This window comes from Corynebacterium cystitidis (assembly GCF_900187295.1).
GTDB lineage: Bacteria > Actinomycetota > Actinomycetes > Mycobacteriales > Mycobacteriaceae > Corynebacterium > Corynebacterium cystitidis.
In genome coordinates, this window is the sequence record NZ_LT906473.1 from 2,446,530 (window position 1) to 2,468,993 (window position 22,464).

The 22,464-nt window shown below is 55.0% G+C and carries 18 protein-coding genes and 1 tRNA gene; 16 read left to right on the forward strand and 3 right to left on the reverse strand.

Annotated elements, in window-relative coordinates; translation table 11 throughout:
• Positions 1 to 330: 330 nt before the first annotated feature.
• A complete protein-coding gene (locus CKV99_RS14355; RefSeq protein ID WP_157728451.1) occupies positions 331 to 486 on the reverse strand; it encodes a hypothetical protein in 156 nt (51 codons plus the stop codon).
• A gap of 658 nt (positions 487 to 1,144) precedes the next feature.
• On the opposite strand from CKV99_RS14355, the gene CKV99_RS11605 reads away from it, so the two are divergent.
• From CKV99_RS11605 to relB, 4 genes are all read left to right on the forward strand, one after another.
• Positions 1,145 to 2,044 (forward strand): hypothetical protein, encoded by a 900-nt coding sequence (locus CKV99_RS11605; protein ID WP_092258965.1) that lies wholly within the window; start codon positions 1,145 to 1,147, stop codon positions 2,042 to 2,044.
• Between the two features lie 125 nt (positions 2,045 to 2,169).
• Positions 2,170 to 6,327, forward strand: coding sequence for an Eco57I restriction-modification methylase domain-containing protein (locus tag CKV99_RS11610; protein ID WP_092258963.1), 4,158 nt, complete (start codon positions 2,170 to 2,172; stop codon positions 6,325 to 6,327).
• A 2-nt stretch (positions 6,328 to 6,329) separates the two neighbouring features.
• Complete coding sequence (locus tag CKV99_RS11615) at positions 6,330 to 9,728, forward strand: helicase-related protein (RefSeq protein WP_197697188.1); 3,399 nt, start codon at positions 6,330 to 6,332, stop codon at positions 9,726 to 9,728.
• A gap of 131 nt (positions 9,729 to 9,859) precedes the next feature.
• Entirely contained in the window at positions 9,860 to 10,069 is a 210-nt protein-coding gene (gene relB, locus CKV99_RS11620) for a type II toxin-antitoxin system RelB family antitoxin (RefSeq protein WP_169872638.1), read from the forward strand.
• A 147-nt stretch (positions 10,070 to 10,216) separates the two neighbouring features.
• Here relB and CKV99_RS11625 read toward each other — a convergent pair whose 3' ends face one another.
• Entirely contained in the window at positions 10,217 to 10,864 is a 648-nt protein-coding gene (locus CKV99_RS11625) for a CPBP family glutamic-type intramembrane protease (RefSeq protein WP_092258957.1), read from the reverse strand.
• Positions 10,865 to 10,998: 134 nt separating this feature from the next.
• On the opposite strand from CKV99_RS11625, the gene CKV99_RS11630 reads away from it, so the two are divergent.
• The 11 genes from CKV99_RS11630 to CKV99_RS11680 all read left to right on the forward strand — a co-directional run bounded on the left by CKV99_RS11630 (position 10,999) and on the right by CKV99_RS11680 (position 21,205).
• Positions 10,999 to 12,498 (forward strand): tryptophan-rich sensory protein, encoded by a 1,500-nt coding sequence (locus CKV99_RS11630; protein WP_231910028.1) that lies wholly within the window; start codon positions 10,999 to 11,001, stop codon positions 12,496 to 12,498.
• A gap of 97 nt (positions 12,499 to 12,595) precedes the next feature.
• Positions 12,596 to 13,369: a glycosyltransferase family 2 protein gene (locus CKV99_RS11635; protein ID WP_092259262.1), complete on the forward strand. Its 774-nt coding sequence runs from the start codon at positions 12,596 to 12,598 to the stop codon at positions 13,367 to 13,369.
• A complete protein-coding gene (locus CKV99_RS11640) occupies positions 13,366 to 14,388 on the forward strand; it encodes a polyprenyl synthetase family protein (RefSeq protein WP_092258954.1) in 1,023 nt (340 codons plus the stop codon). The genes CKV99_RS11635 and CKV99_RS11640 overlap by 4 nt, the downstream gene beginning before the upstream one ends.
• Positions 14,381 to 15,274, forward strand: coding sequence for a phytoene/squalene synthase family protein (locus CKV99_RS11645; protein ID WP_231910030.1), 894 nt, complete (start codon positions 14,381 to 14,383; stop codon positions 15,272 to 15,274). Before CKV99_RS11640 ends, CKV99_RS11645 begins: the two co-directional genes overlap by 8 nt.
• Complete coding sequence (gene crtI / locus CKV99_RS11650; RefSeq protein WP_092258951.1) at positions 15,271 to 16,836, forward strand: phytoene desaturase family protein; 1,566 nt, start codon at positions 15,271 to 15,273, stop codon at positions 16,834 to 16,836. Before CKV99_RS11645 ends, crtI begins: the two co-directional genes overlap by 4 nt.
• Positions 16,829 to 17,137, forward strand: coding sequence for a lycopene cyclase domain-containing protein (locus CKV99_RS11655; RefSeq protein WP_092258948.1), 309 nt, complete (start codon positions 16,829 to 16,831; stop codon positions 17,135 to 17,137). The genes crtI and CKV99_RS11655 overlap by 8 nt, the downstream gene beginning before the upstream one ends.
• Positions 17,134 to 17,427 carry a lycopene cyclase domain-containing protein gene (locus CKV99_RS11660; RefSeq protein ID WP_092258946.1) on the forward strand — a complete coding sequence of 98 codons (294 nt, stop codon included), beginning with the start codon at positions 17,134 to 17,136 and terminating at the stop codon, positions 17,425 to 17,427. Before CKV99_RS11655 ends, CKV99_RS11660 begins: the two co-directional genes overlap by 4 nt.
• Entirely contained in the window at positions 17,427 to 18,287 is an 861-nt protein-coding gene (locus CKV99_RS11665) for a prenyltransferase (protein ID WP_092258943.1), read from the forward strand. The genes CKV99_RS11660 and CKV99_RS11665 overlap by 1 nt, the downstream gene beginning before the upstream one ends.
• A gap of 465 nt (positions 18,288 to 18,752) precedes the next feature.
• Positions 18,753 to 19,310, forward strand: coding sequence for an NYN domain-containing protein (locus tag CKV99_RS11670; RefSeq protein ID WP_231910032.1), 558 nt, complete (start codon positions 18,753 to 18,755; stop codon positions 19,308 to 19,310).
• 364 nt (positions 19,311 to 19,674) lie between these two features.
• Positions 19,675 to 19,974, forward strand: coding sequence for a helix-turn-helix domain-containing protein (locus tag CKV99_RS11675; RefSeq protein ID WP_092258937.1), 300 nt, complete (start codon positions 19,675 to 19,677; stop codon positions 19,972 to 19,974).
• Entirely contained in the window at positions 19,916 to 21,205 is a 1,290-nt protein-coding gene (locus CKV99_RS11680; RefSeq protein WP_092258934.1) for a HipA domain-containing protein, read from the forward strand. Before CKV99_RS11675 ends, CKV99_RS11680 begins: the two co-directional genes overlap by 59 nt.
• A gap of 96 nt (positions 21,206 to 21,301) precedes the next feature.
• Here the strand turns inward: CKV99_RS11680 and CKV99_RS11685 are convergent.
• Positions 21,302 to 21,389, reverse strand: a tRNA-Ser gene (locus CKV99_RS11685).
• A gap of 108 nt (positions 21,390 to 21,497) precedes the next feature.
• Between CKV99_RS11685 and CKV99_RS11690 the strand changes: the two genes are divergently transcribed.
• A complete protein-coding gene (locus tag CKV99_RS11690) occupies positions 21,498 to 22,454 on the forward strand; it encodes an NAD(P)H-quinone oxidoreductase (RefSeq protein ID WP_092259256.1) in 957 nt (318 codons plus the stop codon).
• Positions 22,455 to 22,464 lie beyond the last annotated feature (10 nt).

Consider the following 22,464-nt stretch of genomic DNA (forward strand, 5'->3'; position numbering starts at 1 on the left):
GTGAAACCGTCTGCCGATCGTGGCACTGCAGGCACTCAATGAGAAACCACCACATGATGCTCCTCGTGATTGGTGGGGATAAAACCTGGAGTCGCTTGACAAATCGTTACCAGCTGCACTCGAACAGAGATATAATGTCCATAAAGATTGTGGGCAGAGCACGCTTAGTCGATATTTCACACCAAACCAACACAAACTCGCTGGCCGCGATGTGGCACATATATTCCGGTGGTATTTTCGACTGGCTCTGTTAGGCTGTGGGTGTGTCGACAGGCACTTCAACAAAACGAGGGAACCACGTGCTACCAACACGTGATCCCCTCAGTTGACCTAGGAGGTCATCCAGTTCCAGATCTTGTGGATCAAATCCACAAGAAACTTGGATGCTACTCCGGCCAGGACCCGCTCAGCGAATGCTCTTGCTGGGTGGGTCCGTTTCTTTCCGTTGTCAGAGCTGTGCTCTGGACGTTTAGAAACACCTGGCATTTCGGTCCTCCTTTCTCCTTGTCGTGGGTTGAGACTCCTGCGCGCAGGAATCAACCGCACCGTGGTGCGGTTGACCTTGTCTTTCAACAAAACCGCACACAGGAGCAAGAAGACACGTCCCCCGGGTTGATGGTCTCCCACCCCTAGGAGACGCGCAAAGTCGAGGGTACCGCTTAAACACCGAATTGGCAGAGTGGCTGGTTGACGGAGAACGTCATCCAATTGATCGGCTTATGGATAACCCACGCAATGATACCCAAATCTTGTGGACAATTAGATTTAGTTATCCACAGATCATTCTAAAAATATGATTTACATCACTCCTATAGGCAGGGCCGAAGCCTTATTTATGTACTCAATCTTAAAATCCGCTGGTAAGGCAATCATTTAAGTAACAGTGATGTAATTCCACTCACGTCAAAGAAGGTCACGTCCAGTAGAGTGATGTCTGAGTTCTCAAAACGAGGCTCCCTAGAGAAAGATCTCTGGGAACGCAAGAAGGGTGACCCACGAATCTTGGAGGAGGAGCGGGTCACCCTTCCCAACAACCGCCGAAGGAGGCGACTGATGAAAACTCAAACGAGTTCGTCACCGAGTGTACATCCATTGAGTTGTTTCATTTTGGTTTTTGCCGAATGTCGGCGGAGAAAGGACAGAAATGTCCAAACTATCCAAAATTTACAACCTGTCGCCGGACGGATTGCCGTTCGTCGATGTTGACCCAGGCCGAGATACCAGGCTTTTTCTCGATCCCGCACGGGTTCAGTATCTAGCTGACCAATGCCAACTCGCGCAGAGGGCTTCGAATCTAATCGCAGATTTTTCCCGCACCCTTCTAGAAGGCGTGATCAGCGAAAACAATGACGAAAAAACCAAGGCCTTTCGTGCTCTGTTGCGTCTCCACGAGCCAGCTGAAACTCGACTTGGGTTCAGCCGACGCAGCACATCGGGGAAAGGATCCGGGCGTTTCTATGCGGAGATGCTCTGGGAAGAACTCTCCGAGAACCTCGACTTTCTTATCCGAGTGGGCATGCTGGCTGACATTGCGTGCCTTCCTCTTTTCTTGCGGGGCTTTGCTGCTGATCGGATGTCCGATATGACTACCGCGATCATCCGTGAAGTTCTGGCGGAGTTCACACTGCACATGATGGGAGAATTCCCCGCTCTGAAGGGAAAGCAGACGGGGCAGCTTAGTCTGGAGGTTTGGGATCTCTCGGACCACCAGTGGAAGCGTAAGGACTTCTGGTTACCCATTCTCAATGGCAAACCGCTCCTTTTGGTGCCTCGGGATTGGGCAGCGAAGGACGTCTCCCTGCGGGCTGGACGCTACTACAGCGTCGAGGTTCTCGACTATGTTCGAGACCAAATGTTGCCAAAGGACATTCATCCGCAACATCGACCTCCAAAGACCGCGTTCCGGGAATATGCAAAGGAGGTGATCCCAGCAAATATCGAAAAGACTGTAGAGGCGGCGCTTCAAGACGAGGATCTAATCAAGAGGTTCCGGGTTTTCGTGAACCAGAAGATTAGTGATGACCTGCGAGGTGACGCGGCGTAGACCTCGGATCCGCCTGTTCTAAGCCACGGGTTTAGCCTCCAAGACTAGGCCCGTGGCTTAAGTCCAATTTCGCGCAAATTCCCTGTACATTTACCGATACAAGGTTTTCTTCCAGGGAGGTCACAATGCGCCCAGATCCAAGTCTCGTCGAGGATTTTCTCAGCGAGGTTCTTGAGAACAACTCGAATATTTCCGAGACTGAGTGGGCGTTCAACCCCGCCGCGCACAACGTTGATGCAGTATGGGCATCCAACTTCGACCTCAAGTGGCGGTTCTCCAATTTTCAGAGCCAGGGGCCACTGCCCGTGGAGGCTGCTTATGCGGCAACCGCGACACGCCCATCTCGCGACAATATGGAGAAATTGTGGAAGACGCTTGGCCGAAGTGCCGCCGGGTTTCTTGTTGCAGTGCTTTACGGGGATGAGGAGGGCACGAAGGTGGCCATCACTGGGCCTACCCAGACTGATGCCCCTGTCTACGACCTGTCTCCTAGGCACGCTGAGAATGTCTTTGCGGCCACGCTTGCTCAAACAGAACCTAACAACGCAATCCTGCGTGCCCAGGAAATGCTGGGCAACTTGCGTGATGGGCATACGGCTCCAGCTCTAATTAACGCTGGTTTGTTCACGAACCACGAGCTGTCCCACGGCGTGCCGCGTCGGCCAGATTGGGAGGAATCCTGCGCCAAAGGGGCGCAGTATCTTTCTTTTGAGGGCCGTGATCTATTTTCCCGTCTGGGCTTTACATTGGAGCAGGGCCCTAATTCTTTAACGTATCTTAAAGCGGATGGTACGAATCGGGCTGTTGCCGCGCTGCTTGAACGGCATGAGCGCTTTGATCAGCAGCTCAGCCGTTTCAATTCGGAGTCCCCGGTAAGACTTGCCCAGGCCACCGCACGTGAGCAAGGCGTTGCGTGGGTGATTGTCCAAAGCGGCAAGCGCGTCCGACTGTACCCGACCCAGCCGACGCAACCTGTTGCCGGCGGAACCTTGACTGACCGTTATTTACAGCTTGACCTCGCGCAGCTGGAACCTAAGGATGCCGGCTACCTCACCTTGCTTTTCACCCCGGAGTCGCTTGCGCCGGAAGGCTCTGCGGACAAGATCCTGGAAAGTTCGAAGAATCATGCTGTTAATCTCATCGACCGGCTGAAGGAACGCGTTTACGCAGACGTGGTTCCTGGTTTGTCGGTAGGTGTTGCTACGGCACTTCGCGCTCAGTCGCAGGACGAATTGCAGCACGCGTACCACCGGAGTTTGGTGATCCTCTTCCGCCTCATTTTCGTCGCCTACGCCGAGGACGAAGGCCTTCTGCCCTACGCGCTCTCGGCGTCCTACCGCAAGGTGTCTATCACCCGTTTGGCCCGTCAGCTTACGGAGAACCCGCAAGCGTTCAATAATCCGTCCGGGTTCGAGTTGTGGGATCAGATGGAAGTTCTTTGGTCCGCTATCGACCAAGGCAACCCGCAACTAAATGTACCTGCGTATAACGGCGGCCTGTTCCGCCCGGAAGGCCCTGATCCACAGAACCCTTGGTCCGGTCAGCTGCGTGTTCCGAATAGTTTCATGCAGCCTGTGCTTTCGGCATTGCTTGTCGACGAATCCTCGGGGGAGCGTGGCCCTGTTGATTTCCGCAGTCTTGATGTCACCGCGTTTGGAACTCTGTACGAGGGTCTATTGGAATCTGAGCTGAGTATTGCAGCCCAGGACCTGGTTGTATCGGAGAAGGGTAAGACGAAGGGCGTGTATGTCCCGGCCCCCGATGGCACGCAGGAGGCTGCTGTGAAGAAGGGAGCGATCTACTTCCACTCCGCCTCTGGCGAGAGGAAAGCGACGGGTTCTTATTTCACCCCGAGCTTTGCTGTTGATTACCTCTTAGACAATGCCCTTGAGCCGGTGTTGGAGAGGCATCTGGCTAAGGTCAAAGCTGCGTTGGACGCGGGTGAGCCGACGGAAAAGGTCGGCGAGATGCTTTTTGACTTCCGCGTCATCGACCCTTCCATGGGCTCTGCGCATTTCCTTGTCGCAGCCGTTGACCGGATCGGTGCTGCTTTCCTCGATTTCTTAACCAACAATGAGCTTCCGTCTGTCTCTCGGGAACTGGAGACTCTACGCAATCAGGCACTCGATGCCCTCGACGCCGTTGGTATCTCCGAGCAGATGCAAGCGAGCCAATCGTCGTCGGTCGATATTAGTTTCGACCGCATTCTCAACCGCCAAGTCGCCCGGCGTTGTATCTACGGTATCGACCTCAACCTCATGGCGGTGGAGCTTGCCCGCCTTGCTATCTGGATCCGCACCTTCGTCCCTGGCCTTCCGATGGCATCACTCGGCCAGCGCCTTGTCAACGGCAACGCACTGATTGGCATTGCCCACCACGAGGAGGTCGTGGAGATCCTCGATCCCAACACCGCAGAGGATCTGAACAACCCGGATCAAGGCACGCAGTTCTCTTTCGCCCGGAATTACATCGAACCTGCACTCACATCGGCAGGCAACCGTCTGCGCAAGCTCGGGATGGCTTCCGAAGGCACGATCGCTCAGGTTAAGCAGGCTCAAGAGGAATACGACGCGATCTGGAATGAGCTGGAACACTTACGTTCAATTTTCGATTGGTCTCTCGCCGTCTCTTTGGATCTCACCACTAACAATATGGCAGGTTTTAATCTTGAGGATGAAGACTTCACCCTGGACAGTGGCCCTTTGGAAGTTTTGGAAGGCCAGAGGCGGCTGCATCTTCCGCTGGTGTTCCCTGAAGTGATGATGCGCGATAATCCCGGTTTTGATGTCGTCTTGGGTAATCCTCCGTGGGAGAAGATCAAGCTTGAAGAACATACCTGGTGGACTATCCGTATTCCTGGTTTGCGCAGCATGTCACAAAAGGACAAGAACGCTGCTATTGAGAAAGCAAAAGAGGATCGGCCTGACTTGGCCCACAATTTCGCTGAGGAGCTAGAGCGCACCGACAATTTGCGGGACTTGATGAAGAAGCTTCCCTACCCCATCGGCTCCGGCGATCAGGACCTTTACAAGGTTTTTTGCTGGAGGGATTGGGATATCCTCCGTAACGATGGTCGCATCGGGGTTGTCGTCCCCCGCGCGGCGCTGTCCGGCGCTGGCACCGAGTCGTGGCGACGAGCAGTGCTTAACGACGGCTCCTTCGAAGATATCTGCGTCTTGGTAAACACAAACGAGTGGGTCTTTGAAGGCGTAACAGGTCGCACAACGGTCGCACTCACAACTGTTGAACGTGGCGGCGGTGATCGTTTCCGATTCCACGGCCCGTACCACAACCTTGACAATTTTGAGCAGGCCCAAGCCCGGGATAACTACCCCGGTGTTGATGTCCCTGAGGAGGACTTTGCCTCGTGGTCCGACAACTTGACTGTGCCTTTGGTGCCTTCTCCTGAGGCGTCCGATGTCTTCCTGCAAATGCGGAAATCGCCCACGTTCAAGGAAGCCCCGATCTCCCACGATTTCCGTTTCGTACGTGAATTGGACACAACAGCCCAGAAGAAGTACTACGACTTCGACATCGAGAACTCGCCACGAGACCTCGAAATCTGGACAGGACGATCGTTCAACATATGGACGCCGGGAACGGGGGATCTCTACGCTAAGGCGTGGAGAAAAGAGATTGAGGACTTCCTACAAACCCGCAGGATAAGGCAAATCCAACGCCAAGACGGAGCTTTCAGCGGATTCTCACCAGGCTGGGCACAAGACCCCAACACGCTACCGCTTGCACATCCGCGGATCGCTTTTCGGGATGTTGCGCGCGCGACTGACACTCGCACGTTCCTCGTCTGCCTCCTCCCAGGGGATGTAGCCCTGGTAGAGAAAGCGCCCTATCTTTTCAATCGCACTGGTGACCCCATGCAAGAAGCATTACTTCTGGGAGTCTTGAGCAGTAGACCATTCGATTGGAACGCGAGAAGAGTTATCGAGAACAAAGTCTCCCTAGGAATTCTGAATTCGCTCCCCGTCCCCGAAATGGACCCCACCGGTGTTCTCGAGACCAGACTGATTGAGAATTCAGGGCGTTTAGCGGCAGTAGATGACCGCTTCACTGAGTGGGCAGCTGCGGTGGGAGTCGGTGTAGCTACAGCAAATGATGCTGCTGTGAAATCTGCACTGATTGCGGAGAATGATGCGATCGTGGCCAAGCTCTATGGCCTCACAGCAGACCAGCTGAAAGTGTTGTTCCACACGTTCCACATCGGGTGGGACTATGAGGACGATCTAGCCCGAACGCTCGAATACTTCGAGGCATTGGAAGACTAACCATGACTGACAAGCGCCCTACTTTTCTGACAAACGACTCGGCCAGGCAGATGACGGTCGGTGGCACTCTCGCACGGCACCTCAACGTCCAAATCGCGGAACTCAAAGAACCCCCGTCCATGGACATCGCCTCCGCTTACTTCAACCCTGGAGGTTTTCAGGCGTTGAAGGAACCGCTAGGCGCAATGTCCCACGTGCGCCTGCTGCTTGGAGCTGAACCTGACAATGCCCCCTTTGTAAAACCACTGCATGGCCGGGCCCAGGGTCGCCAGCGGGTACGCAACCGTCTCTCAGCGCAGCAGAAACACGCCATCGCACAGCATGGTGAGGAACTCCGGTTGGACAGCAACCTCCTCGGGTTCTCCTTCGAGGCGGACCGCACAGCCAGGGAACTGGTGGAATGGTTGAACTCAACTAACGAGAATGGCGCGCCCCGCGTCGAAGTCCGGCGCCTGACTAAAGACTTTCTGCACGGCAAGGCCTATATTCTGCATTCTCGATCCGCAGACGCTGTCTTCGCCGGGTCATCTAATTTCACAGCAGCGGGGCTTTTGAGCAATCGCGAGCTCAATCTAGGCCAGTATGATCCTCATACCCACGAGGAAGTCACCGAATGGTTCAACTCAATCTGGGAAGAAGCAGAACCGTATGACCTAGCCTCCCTCTACTCGGCCCGCTGGGAGCCACACACACCACAGACCGTTTTTGGCCGGATGCTCTGGGAGCTTTACCACGACGAACTACAGCAAGAAAAAGAAGACCGGGATGGGTCGTCGTTAAGCCTTACCCGGTTTCAGGCAGACGGTGCTTGGCGCGCGCGACGTATCCTGCGGGAACTCCACGGCGTGATCATCGCTGACGAGGTAGGCCTTGGAAAAACGTACCTCGCTGGTGAAATTATCAATGAAGCGATAGTGGAGCGCCGCCAAAAAGTCCTCATCATCGCCCCAGCAACACTGCGTGATTCCACCTGGAAGCCCTTCCTCCGCGAACACAACCTCCAAACAGACGTGGTCTCTTTTGATGAATTATCAAACAGCATCGACACAGCTGGTAAAACTAGCTCCAAGCTTCAAGCCCTGGATGACTACGCAATGGTTGTCGTTGATGAGGCACACGGCCTTCGTAATCCCAGTTCCCTCCGCGCAGCAGCAATGCGCCAACTCGTCGAAGGTAAATCCCCCAAGGACATCGTGCTGCTTACCGCAACTCCGGTGAATAACAGCCTGCGGGACGTATACACGCTGATTTCTTACTTTGTCACCAACGATGCACAGTTCGTGTCTGTCGGTGTGCCATCGCTGCAGAAGTATTTCAAAACGGCGATCGACCTCCACCCAGACGAGCTCTCGCCTGAGTATCTCTTCGATGTCCTCGACCAAGTCGCCGTGCGACGCACAAGGCGGTTTGTGAAGAACCACTACGCCAACGACACCGTATGGATAAATGGCGAACAGCGCCCAATCACCTTCCCCGATCCGCGGGTCCTACGCGTGGATTATTACCTCAACGCGACCATGCCCAATCTTTTCGATACAGTCGCCGTTGCCTTAGGAGCACTTGTCGACGACAGCGCCACCGAAGCCGGATTCATCGAAGCGTCGCCAGGCGAAGTGCTCACCATGGCTCGTTATGTGCCCTCCCGCTTTTCTGTGGAAGAACAAACCGAAGACGAGGCATACCAACAGCAAAATGCTGGGCTGCTGCGCTCAGCCCTGCTCAAACGCTTCGAATCCTCGTCGATCGCCTACCGGAAAACACTGGAAACCCTGATCCAAGGCCATAACACGTTCCTAGCGGCACTAGCAAAGGGCGTGGTGCTCACAGGAAGCGCGCTCCGTGATTGGGGAGCAAGCGAATCCGACGATCTCCACGAATTTTTAGCAGATGGTGACTACGACGAGGGCAACTTCCAGCCCGCCGTGCGATTCGATGTCGACGGGCTACAGCAATACTGCAAAGCAGATTTAGGCTTGCTCAAGAAGCTTCACGAGCAAGCTTTGGAGCTGGAGAAGCTCGAGGACCCGAAGATAGAGCAACTCGTCGAAGAACTCGCTACTATCGCCGCCGAGGCAGACCACGAGGGCCGGACCCAACAAGAACGCAGAAACAAACGCAAAGTTCTGGTCTTCACCTACTACGCAGACACTGCTGAATACTTAAGTGATCAGATCCAGCAAGCTGTCGCGCTAGATGAGCGGTTGGCGGACTTCCGCGACAGAATCCTCACTGTCACCGGAAAGAACGCGGATAATCGTGCCACACTGATTGCAAAGTTCGCACCCGAAACTGCTGGTTCAGAAGGCGACGAAGACCTGTATGACTTGGTAATCACCACCGATGTTCTTGCTGAAGGTATGAACTTGCAGCAAGCGCGCCATATCATTAACTACGACCTTCCGTGGAACCCTATGCGGCTAGTCCAACGGCATGGCCGTATCGACCGCATCGGTTCCCCACACGACACCGTGTACATGCGTTGCTTCTTTCCCGACGAGCACCTCGATGCGATGCTTGGGTTGGAGGAAAGGATTCATAACAAACTCAAGTTGGCCAATGCGTCATTTGGTGCAGGCAAGGGTGTCCTGCCAGGCGTTGAGGGCCGTGAAGGCACTTTCACCGAAACTCGGACACAGATCGAGAAACTCCGTAGCGAAGATGCGGGACTGTTCGCCACTGGTGGCGGAGGCGCTGCCCTTTCAGGCGAAGACTACCGCCGTCAATTAGAGAAGATGCTGGATAATTCCATCACGCGCGGTCTGATCGAAGATCTTCCCTGGGGCAGTGGCTCAGGATTCAAACGCCCGGGCAATACAGCTGGCATTGTATTCTGCGCCCGAATCGCAGACCATCCCACTCCGTGGTTCCGGTACCTTCCCCTAGATCCAGCCACTCTGGAACCACTGACGTGGATAGATGATACGGGTCAACTAAAGCCCGACATCGTACGCGACAAACTTTCCGCTCTTTCCCACGCAGATCCGGGGGCGAAAGAGCGCTACCTCGACGACAAGATGGTTGATGCGGCGCTTTCAACCTGGGAAATCGCGCAGGAAGATATTCGCGAACACTGGAACTTCCAGGCAGACCCAGCAAACACTCGGCCCGAAATTCCTCGAGTGATGCATGAAGCAATGGGATTGCTACGCGACCACGGGGCAGAACTTGGCGATGCCCAAAATGACATCACCAACCGGCTTATGGCTCCTCACAACTCTCGGATCCAGCGCCAAGTGCGGGACGTGCTCAAATCTGACCAGAACAATAAAGAGAAAGTTCAAGCTCTGGCTGATGTAGTTCGTCGCAATAACCTTGCGCCCGCAGTACAACCTACCCGCCAGCCAAAAATCGATGCAGAGGATATTAACCTAATCTGTTGGACAGCGATCACTCCCGAGTAGACGCAGTACCAGTGCGCTTACCTTAAAACGGCCAATAGTCAAAAGACACTAAGCGAAGCAGGGAGCTTTCCCCTTATCGAAAGGCATCCTACCTGAATACAATGTACTCAAGTAACTGAAAGGAGCCTCCGATGAACACGTTGACTGTTCGAATGTCCGACGATGAAGCTACTCTTGTCCGCAAGTTCGCCGGATCCAAAAACGTGACAATGTCTGACTTCGCCCGGTCCGCAATTTTGGAAAAGATCGAGGATGCTTACGGCCTTGAGCAGCTCCGCGACGCAATCGCTAATGACGACGGCAAAAGATACGGTATCGACGAGGTTCTCGGCGAGCTTTAACGATGCCTACCAAGCCACTCGGATATAGTGCGGAATTCACACCCTGATCGCAGATCGCAGAACCAAGTAGGTTGCCCTGAAAATTGGGCGAGTGCGTCGATCCTGTAAGCCAAGCGAGAGCTCATTGACGGCTTAGTTTCTGCGCACCTAGTGAATGAACAAGGGCAAGAGAAAAGCCATGCCCACACTCCATGTCAGATGGAGGGTAATAGCAGAAATGAGGTTGCCAGAGCGGGATGATTCCCATGTTGCACTTAGCCCGACCAGCAACGCAGCAACAAGCAATAGTGGAACCCCCATCGCGGCTGTGACCACCATGTACAGCCCTACTTGGGCAATAGTTGCACCCCACCTAGCGAGGCGTTTTTCCAATTCGCGCTGCGCAACATCACGGAAGAACAATTCTTCACCTATCCCGTTGACCACAAGTGTGAGCAGTGTGACAAGTACAGTGCCGGTGCGCATATTGTCTAGTAAATCGTCGACAGGCCCAGCCAGGAAAGGAATTAAGCGCACAACCAAGGCGCCAACAATGAAGAGGGCTATCAACGCAGCACCGATGACCACACCACGCCCCATTTCTATGCTTACACTGCCCCGAAGATCCACGCGGGTACCGTAAAACCACCAGGCCACAAACCAGATCGCTGCCGTGGCGAAGGTGGCTACGTAGAAACCTGGTGACGCTGGCGGTACTTGGGCAGAGAACAGAAGCCCCAACGCACCAAGGGTGGCGGGAATAAAGACGCGGACCAGCAGTGGTGCTCTGCCAGGCGTTGTGGAACGAGAGCGCATAGGGCTAGTTTCCCACAAACTTATATAAAAGTGAGCTAATAAAAATTAGGGTAGCCTGGTGGAAGTCGCACGCATGCTCCCGAGTTATTGCAGAGTTTCACTCACGACACCACCCAACCGAAAGGATATCCGCAATGGATAAGCCCAAAGACACTCCATCTTCCCACCAATCCGACTTTGAAGAAGGCACCACCGACAACACTCAAATGCGCCGTGCACTTGTTACCGGTGCCACTGGCTACGTGGGTGGACACGTGACCCAAGAGCTGCTTGATCGCGGATGGGCTGTGCGGACTTTGTCTCGCAGCCGCAAGAAAGCCCTTGACATGGAGTGGGGCGATCGTATTGTGCCCGAGGGTGAAAGCGCGGGATCCGGGCAGGTAGAAGTCTACGAGGGAGATGCTTCCCAGGGCGATGATCTAAACGCAGCACTCGAGGGCATTGATGTGGCCTGGTATCTCGTGCACTCCATGTCAGACGATGAGGATTTTAAAGATGCAGAAATTGAAATGGCAGAACTTTTCGCCTCTGCCGCCGAAGACCAGGGTGTTAAACGCATCATTTACCTTGGTGGGCTGCACCCAGAAGGCGAAGTCCTCTCAGAACACTTGGCTTCCCGTGTCGCAGTCGGAGAGGTATTTTTAGATTCCACTGTTCCTACGGCAGCGCTGCAAGCTGGCGTTGTACTTGGCGATGGCTCCGTCTCTTTTGAAATGCTGCGCCACCTTTCGGAGCGGCTTCCTGGAGCGATCGGCCCGAAGTGGATCCGCAACCGCATCACTCCCATTTCTGTGCGCGACGTGATGTTCTACCTAGCAGGTGCGGCTGATCTTCCAGAAGATGTCAATCGAACATTTGATATCGGGGGCCCAGACACTCTCGAGTACGCAGACATGATGAAGGAGTACGCCAAAGCCTTAGATCTTGGGCCTCGTCTGATTCTTTCAGCACCGGTTGCTACCCCGGGGCTGGCTTCGCAGTGGATTTCTTTGGTCACACCGGTGGAAGCGCGTATTGCTAAACCGCTGATCGGCAGCCTGATGCATGACACTGTGGTGAAAGAACGCGACCTTGAGGGTTATATCGGTACGCCTTCTGGGGGTAACCAGGCTTTCCAACAGGCAGTGCTTGCGGCCACCGAAAAGTTGGACACTCGACGCTGGAGGCGCGTTTTTGGCACGGTTAGTGCCGCAGTTGCGTTGTGTGCCACCGTGGGGTCCGTCTTGACTGATCCGAAAAATAAGAATTATCAACACCTTGATCTTCCCAGCTGGCAGCCACCGGCAGCCCTATTTCCGATTGTGTGGACCGCGTTATATGCCGATATTGCTGTGGTGAACTCGCTGGTTGTAGCGGACCACCTGGAGAAAGACAATAAGCAGGCAGCGCGTAACGACGCTCTGGCCTTGGGCGCTAATCTCGTTTTAAATGCGGGCTGGACTGGAGTTTTCTTCCGCTCACCAAGAAAAAAGTTGGCCACTGTGTGGGCTGGGGCCCTGGCTGTAAGTACTGGGGATTTAATCCGCCGTGCGTGGAAGTCAGCCCCCGCGCGCGGGGTAGTTCTTGCGCCCTACTCGGTATGGACCTCGTTCGCGACATTTCTTAGCGGCGCGATTGCACAACGTAATGCTTAACACCCGTGGGCCGCTTATCGACGAAGCTTGGCTTGGCCTTGGGTGGTGTGTCACTGAGCTCCGGGTGGGTTGTCTTTACTCTGGTATCGTCGTGGTCATGCCTTCAGCGCCTCGCCGAATCTCGGTCGTTATACCCTGCTATAACGACGCGAAGCTTCTGCAACGCGCTTTGAATTCTTTTGCCAACCAAGATGTCCTGGCAGATGAAATCATCGTGGTTGATAACAACTGCACCGATAGCTCGGCGCAGGTAGCCGCATCTTTTCCGCGGGTGCGCGTGGTAAGGGAACCCAGGCAAGGAATTACGTGGGCGGCGGCCTGCGGCTACTCCCACGCTCAAGGCGATCTCATTGTCCGTACGGATGCTGATGTGGTGGTGCCACCGGATCATATTCGGCGGGTGCATCAGGTATGGGACTTGATAGAACGCCAATCTTGCGCTGCGGCTGACAAAACTGTCGTCGCTGTGACCGGCACTGCTTGCTTCGATTTAGCTGGCGGTCTTGGGCGCGCAATCTCGGCGTTGTATTTGGGCGCTTACTATTACACAACCGGATCCGCGCTGGGGCACTACCCGATTTATGGGACTAACTGCGTAATTCAAACACAGTGGTGGCACAGCATCAAAGACAACATCGATTTAGCTGATACAGCAGTCCATGATGATTTACACCTGTCTTTTGCGGTTCGCGATGATGAAACCGTCTGGTACCAGCCGGATCTGAGCGTGGACATGGATGCGCGTGCTGTGCGCGGTATTTCACAACTCAAGCACCGCTTTCAACGCGGGTTCCACACCATGAACACGAATTTCCGCAGCAACCCTCCACATCGACGTCTCCAACGTCGAGGAAAGATTGTAAGCCGGTGACTGACGACAAACTGGATATTGACTTCGTCGATAAGCGAATAAGTGAATCACTCTCTTTTTTAGAAAAGCACTTCACTCAGACACAGAATTTTTCCTCAGAGCCTCTGTTCCTTAGTGCTCTGGAGGTGTTGCGCACCAATGCTCTGGGCGGCAAACATCTGCGGCCTCGCTTGGTCCATATTGCTGCGGGTGATGTCTCAGGTGACCAGCGCACCACCGCGGTGATTTTTGGTGGAGCGGTGGAGTTACTCCACGCGGCTTTGCTTGTCCATGATGACCTGATCGATGATGATCCTTACCGGCGTGGGAAACCGACCTTGCATGAACAGATCGCCACCGCAAGTGGTAACCGCAATGTGGGAATGTCGGCGGCTATTCTTGCTGGAGACATGGGGCTTTTGGCCATGTTCCAAGCCTTATCCAGCTCAGAGCTTTCCGACGCCATGGTGCGGAAAGCCTGTGCCATGATGGCCCGCTTTTCGCTGCAAACGGTTTACGGTGAGATGCTTGATGTCTCCCACCGCACCGCTTCCAGCGGAGGCAGCGACGCTATCCGCGTCGCCGACGTCGCTGAAACAAACAGCGCTGCCAGCTTTGATACCGTGCGTGCCAGCAACTTTTTCAAGACCAGCCTGTACACTTTTACTGCCCCGCTCCATCTCGGAGCTCTCGCGGCTGGCCGTGATGATCCGGACACTTTAGACGCGCTGTCCGCGGTGGCGGATCCACTCGGCCAGGCTTATCAGGCTGCCGATGATATTGCCGGGGCGGTCGCGCCGATGGAAGATACCGGCAAGGTTACTGGTGGTGATCTCACCGAGGGCCGCAGGACGGTGCTGACCATGCGGCTTCACACAATGTCACTAACCGAAGCTGTTAAAGCTGTCGCCGATGAGGCCTACGACCATATCGCTGACGCCCGCCAGGCGGTACAGTCACCAGCCCTGACTCCGGTCACCCGGGCTGGTTTGGACAATGTGATTGCACGAGTGGAAAGATCGGTACGTTCCTATGTCTGATTCTGATTTATCTGATACTGATTATTTGCGCCGTTACGACGATATGGCTGACCGCGCTGCTGCCGCCGTTATCGCTGAGTATTCCACCAGCTTTGGTATGTCTAGCAATCTGCTCTCTCCTGCTGTGCGCCGGGACATCCGTAACCTGTATGCGATGGTGCGCATTGCCGACGAGATCGTCGATGGCACTGCCTCAGCCGCAGGTGTCACCGACCCATCACGTGCCCTCGATAGCTATGAGCAGCAAATCCGCAACGCCCCAAACCTGCGGTTTCATACTGACCCAGTAGTTCACGCCTACGCGCAAACCGCGCGGCGCTGCAAGTTCAAGGATGAGCACGTCGCCGCATTTTTCCGCTCGATGCGCCGCGACCTCACCCAAACTCAGCACACCGATGAAACCCTGGATGACTATATCTATGGTTCCGCCGAGGTCATCGGGCTGTTGTGCCTGGCCGCGTTCTACGCAGATAGAACTGTCAGCCCACAACAATATGCCGAATTAGAAAACGGGGCACGCAGCCTGGGGGCCGCTTTTCAAAAGATTAACTTCCTGCGCGATGTCCGCGAGGACACCGTCAGCCTTGGGCGCACCTACTTCCCCGGCACAGAACATCAGCTCAACAACGCTGCTAAAGATGAGATTGTGGCCAGTATCCGCAAAGACCTTGTGGTTGCACGCGGGGTCATCCCCGAACTTCCGCTGTCTGCCCGAGCTGGGGTTTTGGCCGCAACTGAGCTTTTTACTGAGCTTACTGAGCTGATCGACGATATCGACGCTACTGAACTGGTGCGCACGAGAATCAGTGTGCCGGCTCGTCGTAAAGCACTTCTTATCGCACGCTCGGTAGCGCGTGCACCCCTGCTGAAAGGATCATCATCATGACAACCCCAAACTCTGCCATCGTGATTGGCGCGGGAGTCGCAGGGCTGGCCACCGCCGGGCTGCTGGCGAAACGCGGCATGGATGTGACCGTGATTGAGAAGAATGATCATGTTGGCGGGCGAGTCGATGAGATCACCGTTGATGGTTTCCGCTTTGAGGCAGGGCCTTCGTGGTACCTGATGCCCGAGGCTTTCGACCACTTCTTTGAGCTGATGGGCACCTCCACCGAGGACGAACTAGACCTGACCCTGCTGGATCCTGGGTACCGCGTCTACTCTGAAGGCCAACCGCCGATTGACCTGCCCTTTGGTGTGGATGCTGCCGCCGAGCTGTTTGAATCTATCGAAGAGGGTGCCGGGGATGCGCTGCGGGACTATCTGCGCAGTGCCGACGAGGTGTACCAGATTGCTCTCGACCGTTTCCTCTACACCACCTTCACTTCCCTGCGGCCGTTCCTGCATAAAGACGTGATTTCCCAAGCGCTGCGCCTGGTGGTGCTGCTGACAGAGTCGCTCAAAAGCTTCGTCGATGAGCGATTTACGGATACTCGCCTGCGCCAAATCCTGCAATACCCGGCGGTTTTCCTGTCTTCGCGACCCAAAAAGGCACCCAGCATGTACCACCTGATGAGCCACACCGACATCACCTTGGGCGTGCGCTACCCACAGGGCGGATTCGTTTCGATCATTCGTGCTTTAGAGCGGTTGGCGGTGCGCCACGGTGCCAAGATTCGGCTGGGCACCGAGGCCACCGCGATTGTTGTTGAGGATGGACAGGCGCGCGGGGTGCGGGTGCTTAACGACGGCGGCGTGGCCGAACTTCGCGCCGATATCGTGATCAGTGCTGCCGATCTGAACCACACCGAAAATTCGCTGTTACCGAAGAAACTACGCACGTACAACAAGCGCTACTTTGCCCGGCGCGACCCCGGCCTCGGAGTTGTGCTTGCCCTAGTGGGGGTCAGCGGTGAATTGCCTGAGCTGCCGCACCATACGCTGATGTTTTCTGAAGATTGGTCGCAGGATTTCGCTGTGGTCTACGACGGGCCGCAGGCCACGCGCCCGAGCGGTGCGTCACGCTCCATCTACATCTGCAAGCCTTCTGCTACCGACGATTCGGTAGCGCCTACCGGGCACGAGAATCTCTTTGTGCTCATCCCAGTGGCTGCTGATGATTCGCTTGGCCATGGCGATGCCTATACAGGCCAGGCAAGCCCAGCGGTTGAGGCAATTGTTGATGAAGCACTAGAGCAGATCGGCCAGTGGGCGGGTATTGAAGATTTGGGGCAGCGTGTCGTCGTCAAGCGATCCATTGGCCCGGCAGACTTTGCCGACAGGTACCACTCCTGGTCCGCCGGGGCCATCGGGCCAGCGCACATACTGAGCCAATCGGCGTTTTTCCGCGGCAAGAATGTCTCATCCAAGGTTCGAGGGCTGTACTACGCGGGCCAAACCACCGTGCCTGGGGTGGGCGTGCCCATGTGTTTGATCTCTGCCGAAAACGTGCTGAAGCGTATCGACGGCACTACCGACGCCGCCCCCATGGAGAGTATCAATGGCTAGTGCCTACCTGTTTATTCTGCTCGCGACGATTGGCTGCATGGTGCTGTGCGACTGGCGCTGGAAGCTGGCATTTTTCGCCGATGCCCGGCGCGCCACCATCCTTTCTGTGGTGCTGGTAGGTGCGTTTCTGCTGTGGGATGTCCTCGGCATTGCCACAGGCACCTTCTACCGCGGGGATGCTGACTATATGACTGGGATTTTGTTGGGTCCAGAAATGCCGATCGAAGAACCGATTTTCCTGTTCTTCCTGGTTTATCTGCTGATGAACTTAACTTCTGGGGCCCGGCAGGTGATCCGATGACCTACCTGCTCATCTCCCTGCCTTTTCTTATAGTCGCAGTACTGGTGTGGGTGCAGCGACACCATGTGTACCGCAGGCAGCCCGCGGTGACTCTGCTCGTGCTGGCGATCGTCACGGTTCTCACCATTATTTTTGACAATCTGATGATTGCTTTTGGCAACGTCGACTACGGCACCGAACAAAATCTGGGCATCTACCTTGGCCTGATGCCCATTGAAGACCTGTTCTACCCACTCTTTGCCACCCTCATCATTACCGCCGTGTGGCCACCTCAAGAAAGGCGCCGTTAATGTCGCTGTTTGGCACTATCCTGGCCGCATCGCGCCCGATCAGCTGGATCAACACCGCCTTCCCTTTCGCCGCTGCTTACCTTTTAGTAGGCGGTGGGTTTACGTGGCAGTTGATCGTCGGCACGCTGTTCTTCCTTATTCCCTACAACATTGCGATCTACGGCATCAACGATGTTTTTGATTACGAATCCGACCTGCGCAACCCCCGCAAAGGCGGAATTGAAGGCTCTGTGCTGCACCCCAAGTGGCACAAGCCGGTGCTGTGGGCCTCAGTGATCACCACCGTGCCGTTTTTGGTTGTGCTGGTTATTGGGGGCACGTGGATGTCTACTGCTTGGCTTGCAGTGTCCATGTTTTCGGTTGTTGCTTATTCAGTCGCGGGCCTGCGGTTTAAAGAAAAACCCGTGCTTGATTCAGTGACGTCTTCCGCGCACTTCACCACACCGGCGCTGGTCGGAGCCACCATGGTCGTCCCAACACCGGGGTTAGTGTTCTGGGGCGCAATTGGCGCATTCTTCCTCTGGGGTATGGCCTCGCACGCCTTCGGGGCTGTGCAAGACATCACGGCTGACCGGCAGGCGGGTTTATCGTCGATAGCAACTGAGCTGGGGGCGCGCACAGTGACACGCTTGACCGTGGTGTTGTATGCCGCTGCTTCTGCTCTGCTGCTTTTCCTGCCTTTTCCGGGGTGGATTATCTCGCTGGTGGGTCTGGGGTATGTTGCCAATGCTGCACGCTTTTGGAATGTGACCGATGTGAAGTGCGAAGTCACACGCAAGGGCTGGCGTGTGTTTCTTTGGCTCAACTACGTTGTTGGCGCGATAGTGACCATTGCTTTGCTGGCAGCGCTGGCTGGGTAGGGCGCTGGGTGGCCGGGTAGGCATAAATTTTGCCGATCGATCAGGACTCTGTCTCGTTGATCCGCTGTGGTGAAACTTGAATCCTGACTTGCTTACATCGCTACCGGAAGAACTGTGTAAACTCTTAGGCGATTCAATTTAAATTACTCGCTCTATTTGCTAAAGTGGGGACAACGCGTCTGCCGTTGACCCTCCACTTATTCAGGAGAGCGCCGATGACAGGCGCGTTTTATATTCTTTAGGAGAGAGATGGTTCGCTCTTTCAGACCAATAATTACTTCAGTCTTGGTAGATGGTGGATTTTATCGCTATAGGGCTTATTCCCTTTTCGGCGATAAGAGTGCTGCCGCTCGCGCTGATGAGTTGCTCAAGTACTGTCACCGACACATTAGAAAATCACAAAGCTCGCTATATCGAATCTATTACTACGACTGCCCTCCCTCCGATAAAGTAGTCTTCCATCCTTTGACTCGACAACAGGTCAATCTTCGCCAGACTGATACATACGCGTGGACGAATGAGTTCTTCAGCGAGTTAACTAAGAAAAGAAAAGTTGCACTACGGCGTGGCGAACAGTTGGAATCTCAAAATGAATACCAGTTAAAGTCGACCCCTCTCAAGAAACTTCTGAACCCGGAATCCGGATTCTCCCTCGAAGACCTCCGTGAATCTGACTTCACTCTCGACATCGTGCAAAAAGGGGTCGATATGAGGCTTGGTCTCGATATTGCGACGCTTGCCGAGCGCGGAATCGTCAACCAAATAGTGATGATTGCTGGAGATAGTGACTTCGTTCCGGCTGCCAAGCATGCTAGAAGAGAGGGAATTGACTTCATTCTTGATCCCATGTGGAATCCCATAACGCCAAGCTTGAGCGAACATGTCGACGGGATTCGACAATGCGTCGTTAAACCACCAAATAACAAAACCGACCCTTTACATGTGGAGCACGAGGATACTGAAGCCTTGGACCATAGTGTTGAGATCCCGGAGCAAGTTGAATTCGACGAAGAAGAACTTTAAATTTTTCCCGGCTCTAAAATCAGAAGATTTGAGGAGTGCGCTCCAACTGTGGGGATCAGCGACAAGCTGCATACGTCTAGTTCAAGGCCCAATAGGCCCGCCCAGAACTTGCTTACCTACTATTCACGGCGTGTGCCATCTTAAGTTCATAGTCTCGGGGATCAATACTTTGAGACTCAAGAAAATCATCGAGTAAAAATTCTCCGGGTTAAAGACAAAATTGTCTGCTGAGGCCGTCGTCAATTGATCGTCGTTAAGCGCCCGCCACCAACAAGTCACCGTACAGTGACTTTACCGAATGTCACCGATCGATAACTTTACAACTTGACACCGCTCGGTGACATTCACTACAGTTGGGCCGCATATGGATCGTAGAGCAACCCCGCGAACAGTAGAAACAGTCGCCGAACTTGCAGCAGCAATCAGGCAGCGACGCCTTGAACAAGACTGGACCCAACAACAGCTCGCCGAGAAAATCGGCTGCAGCAGGAAATGGGTCATTGACCTCGAACAAGGAAAAACCACCGTTGAACTCCTCCCAGTGCTTGATGCCATTAGTGTCTTAGGCCTGGAAATCACACTGAGTGTAAAGGCAGAGACAGCCCATGCCCCCAACCCGTTTCCTGGAAGCGCACGTCGACGGCCACCCAATCGGCCGATTTGAGGAACACAACGGCCAGATCACCTTCCGATACTCAGAAAGCGCAACGTTCCCTATTTCTCTATCCATGCCATTAAGCGCCTCCGAGCACAAGAACAGGGCCGCCTACCCGTTTCTCTGGGGTTTACTTCCAGACAACCAGGAAGCCCTCTCAGCCATGGCCCAGGAAGCATTAACCTCGCCCAATTCTGTTTTGGGCCTCTTAAACTATCACGGTGGCGACGTAGCGGGAGCACTTCAACTATTGCCCTCAGGTGAAGCTTCACGCGATGCCACGCGAATAAGCACTACTGACACCCCTGCCCGCCTTTCCGACGATCAGCTAGAGACAATCCTGGCTGGAACGCTGAGACGATACCACGGCCAACCTTCACCCAACCTCGCCGCAGATTTCACGTTCAGCATCGCAGGAGCCCAACCGAAAATTGCTTTAACAGCCGACCAGGAAGGAATTTTTCTCCCCCCAACTAAGAAGCACGCCACTACACATATCATTAAACCCGCTGACCCACGCAGTGACTACTACATTAGGGATATCGATAGCCTCGAGGTGATCTGTCTGGATGCAGCGTTTCGCATCGGGTTACCTGCCACTGAAGCTCGTAGATGGCATGCCCCCTCCGGCGATCTAACAGCCACGATCTTGACTCGCTATGACCGCCACCTAGCCGATGATGGCATAGTCTATCGGTTCCACCAGGAGGACTTCTGCCAAGCGCTCAGTGTGATGCCGGATAAGAAGTACCAGCACCGCTACGGTGGCCCTGGACTTGCCGACATGCGGAATGCCCTCCAGAAAAACGTCAGCCCTGCTCATCGCACGGAAGTTCTTGCAGACTTATTCATGCTGATTGTCTACAATGTTGGGATTTTAGGTACGGACGCTCATGCAAAAAACTATTCCATCATGCTCGGGACTGCAGGCGCGCTTGAAATCGCCCCGCTCTATGATTCCATCTCTGCTGCCACATTGCTTACTGGTGAGAAACGCGCTTACTTTCCTATGAAGATTGGTAAAAGCTACGCCTTTGATGAGATGACACCAATCGGACTAGTAGAAGCAGGGGTACAATTCGGGCTTTCCGACGAGACAGCTGCCGAGATTGTCTCCAGCGTTTTAGCAAACATCCCAACCGGTATTGAAGCCGCTGCCGATGCACTAGGGGAACACGAGCTGGGCCAAAAGGTCCTTGATGGCATTGCCCGCTTCTCGCCCGTGCGCTTCATGAACTAGTGGGGCAATACCCGCGATAGCCTCCGTACGGCAAGCACCTGATAAGTACACCGCAGGCTGCTTGGATCAGAAGCAGCCTGCGGTGTTGCGCACATATGGCGGAGACGAGGGGATTTGAACCCCTGGAGGTGTGACCCTCGCTGGTTTTCAAGACCAGTGCATTCGGCCGCTCTGCCACGTCTCCCTAACACCGACCAAAATCAGTGCTTGAAAGATTCTAACCTACACCCCCGCCATAATGGCTAATCTGGTCCCCATGAGCGAAACAATCCCAGCAACCGTTCCAACAACTATGAAAGCAATCACCCAGACTGACCCGGACAATCCGCGCTCCCTCGAGCTTGCCGACGTTGCCACCCCCACCCTTCAGCCGGGCGAAGTCCTCGTCAAAGTCGCCGCTGCTGGTGTCAACCGTGCCGACCTTGTGCAAGCCCAGGGCAACTACCCACCCCCGAAGGGCGAATCAGAGATCATCGGCTTGGAGTGCGCGGGCACCATCGCCGATGCCGGCGACACAGGACGCGAAGTCGGCGAAGAAGTCGGATGCTTGCTCGCCGGTGGCGGATACGCCGAGTACGTCGCGGTGCCAGTAGGCCAACTCGTGCCCATCCCCAAGGGCTTCAGTCTTACTGACACCGCCTCCATCGTGGAGGCGGCCACCACGGTATGGTCGAACGTCGGCATGCTCGCAGGACTCACAGAAGGCATGCGCGTGCTCATCCACGGCGGAGGTGGAGGCATTGGCTCTTTTGCAATCCAGATGTGCAAGGCGATGGGCGCAGAAGTAGCCACCACGGCAGGCTCGGCAGAGAAACTCGCCCACGCCCGCGAACTGGGCGCGGATATCACCATTAACTACAAGGAAGAGTCATTCGTCGACAAGCTCAAAGGCTCCTGCGATATCATCTTGGACATCATCGGCGGACCCTACCTGGAAGACAACGTGCGCTGCCTGGGTCTTGATGGCACGCTGGTGGTCATCGCGGTCCAAGGCGGGCCGAAAGGTACGCTGCCTGTGGCACGCATGATGCCGCGGCGCCAGTCGGTGCACGCGACCACACTGCGCGCACGCCCTGTGGAGCAGAAGGCGGAAATTTGCGCGTCTACCGTGGAGCATGTGTGGACACTGATTGAGCAGGGCAAGATCCGCACCACGATCGACAAGACACTTCCGCTTGCCGACGCAGCACGCGCCCACGAGCTGCTAGATTCCGGCACGGTGACCGGCAAACTAGTGCTCGTGGTGTAGGTGCTGGTGC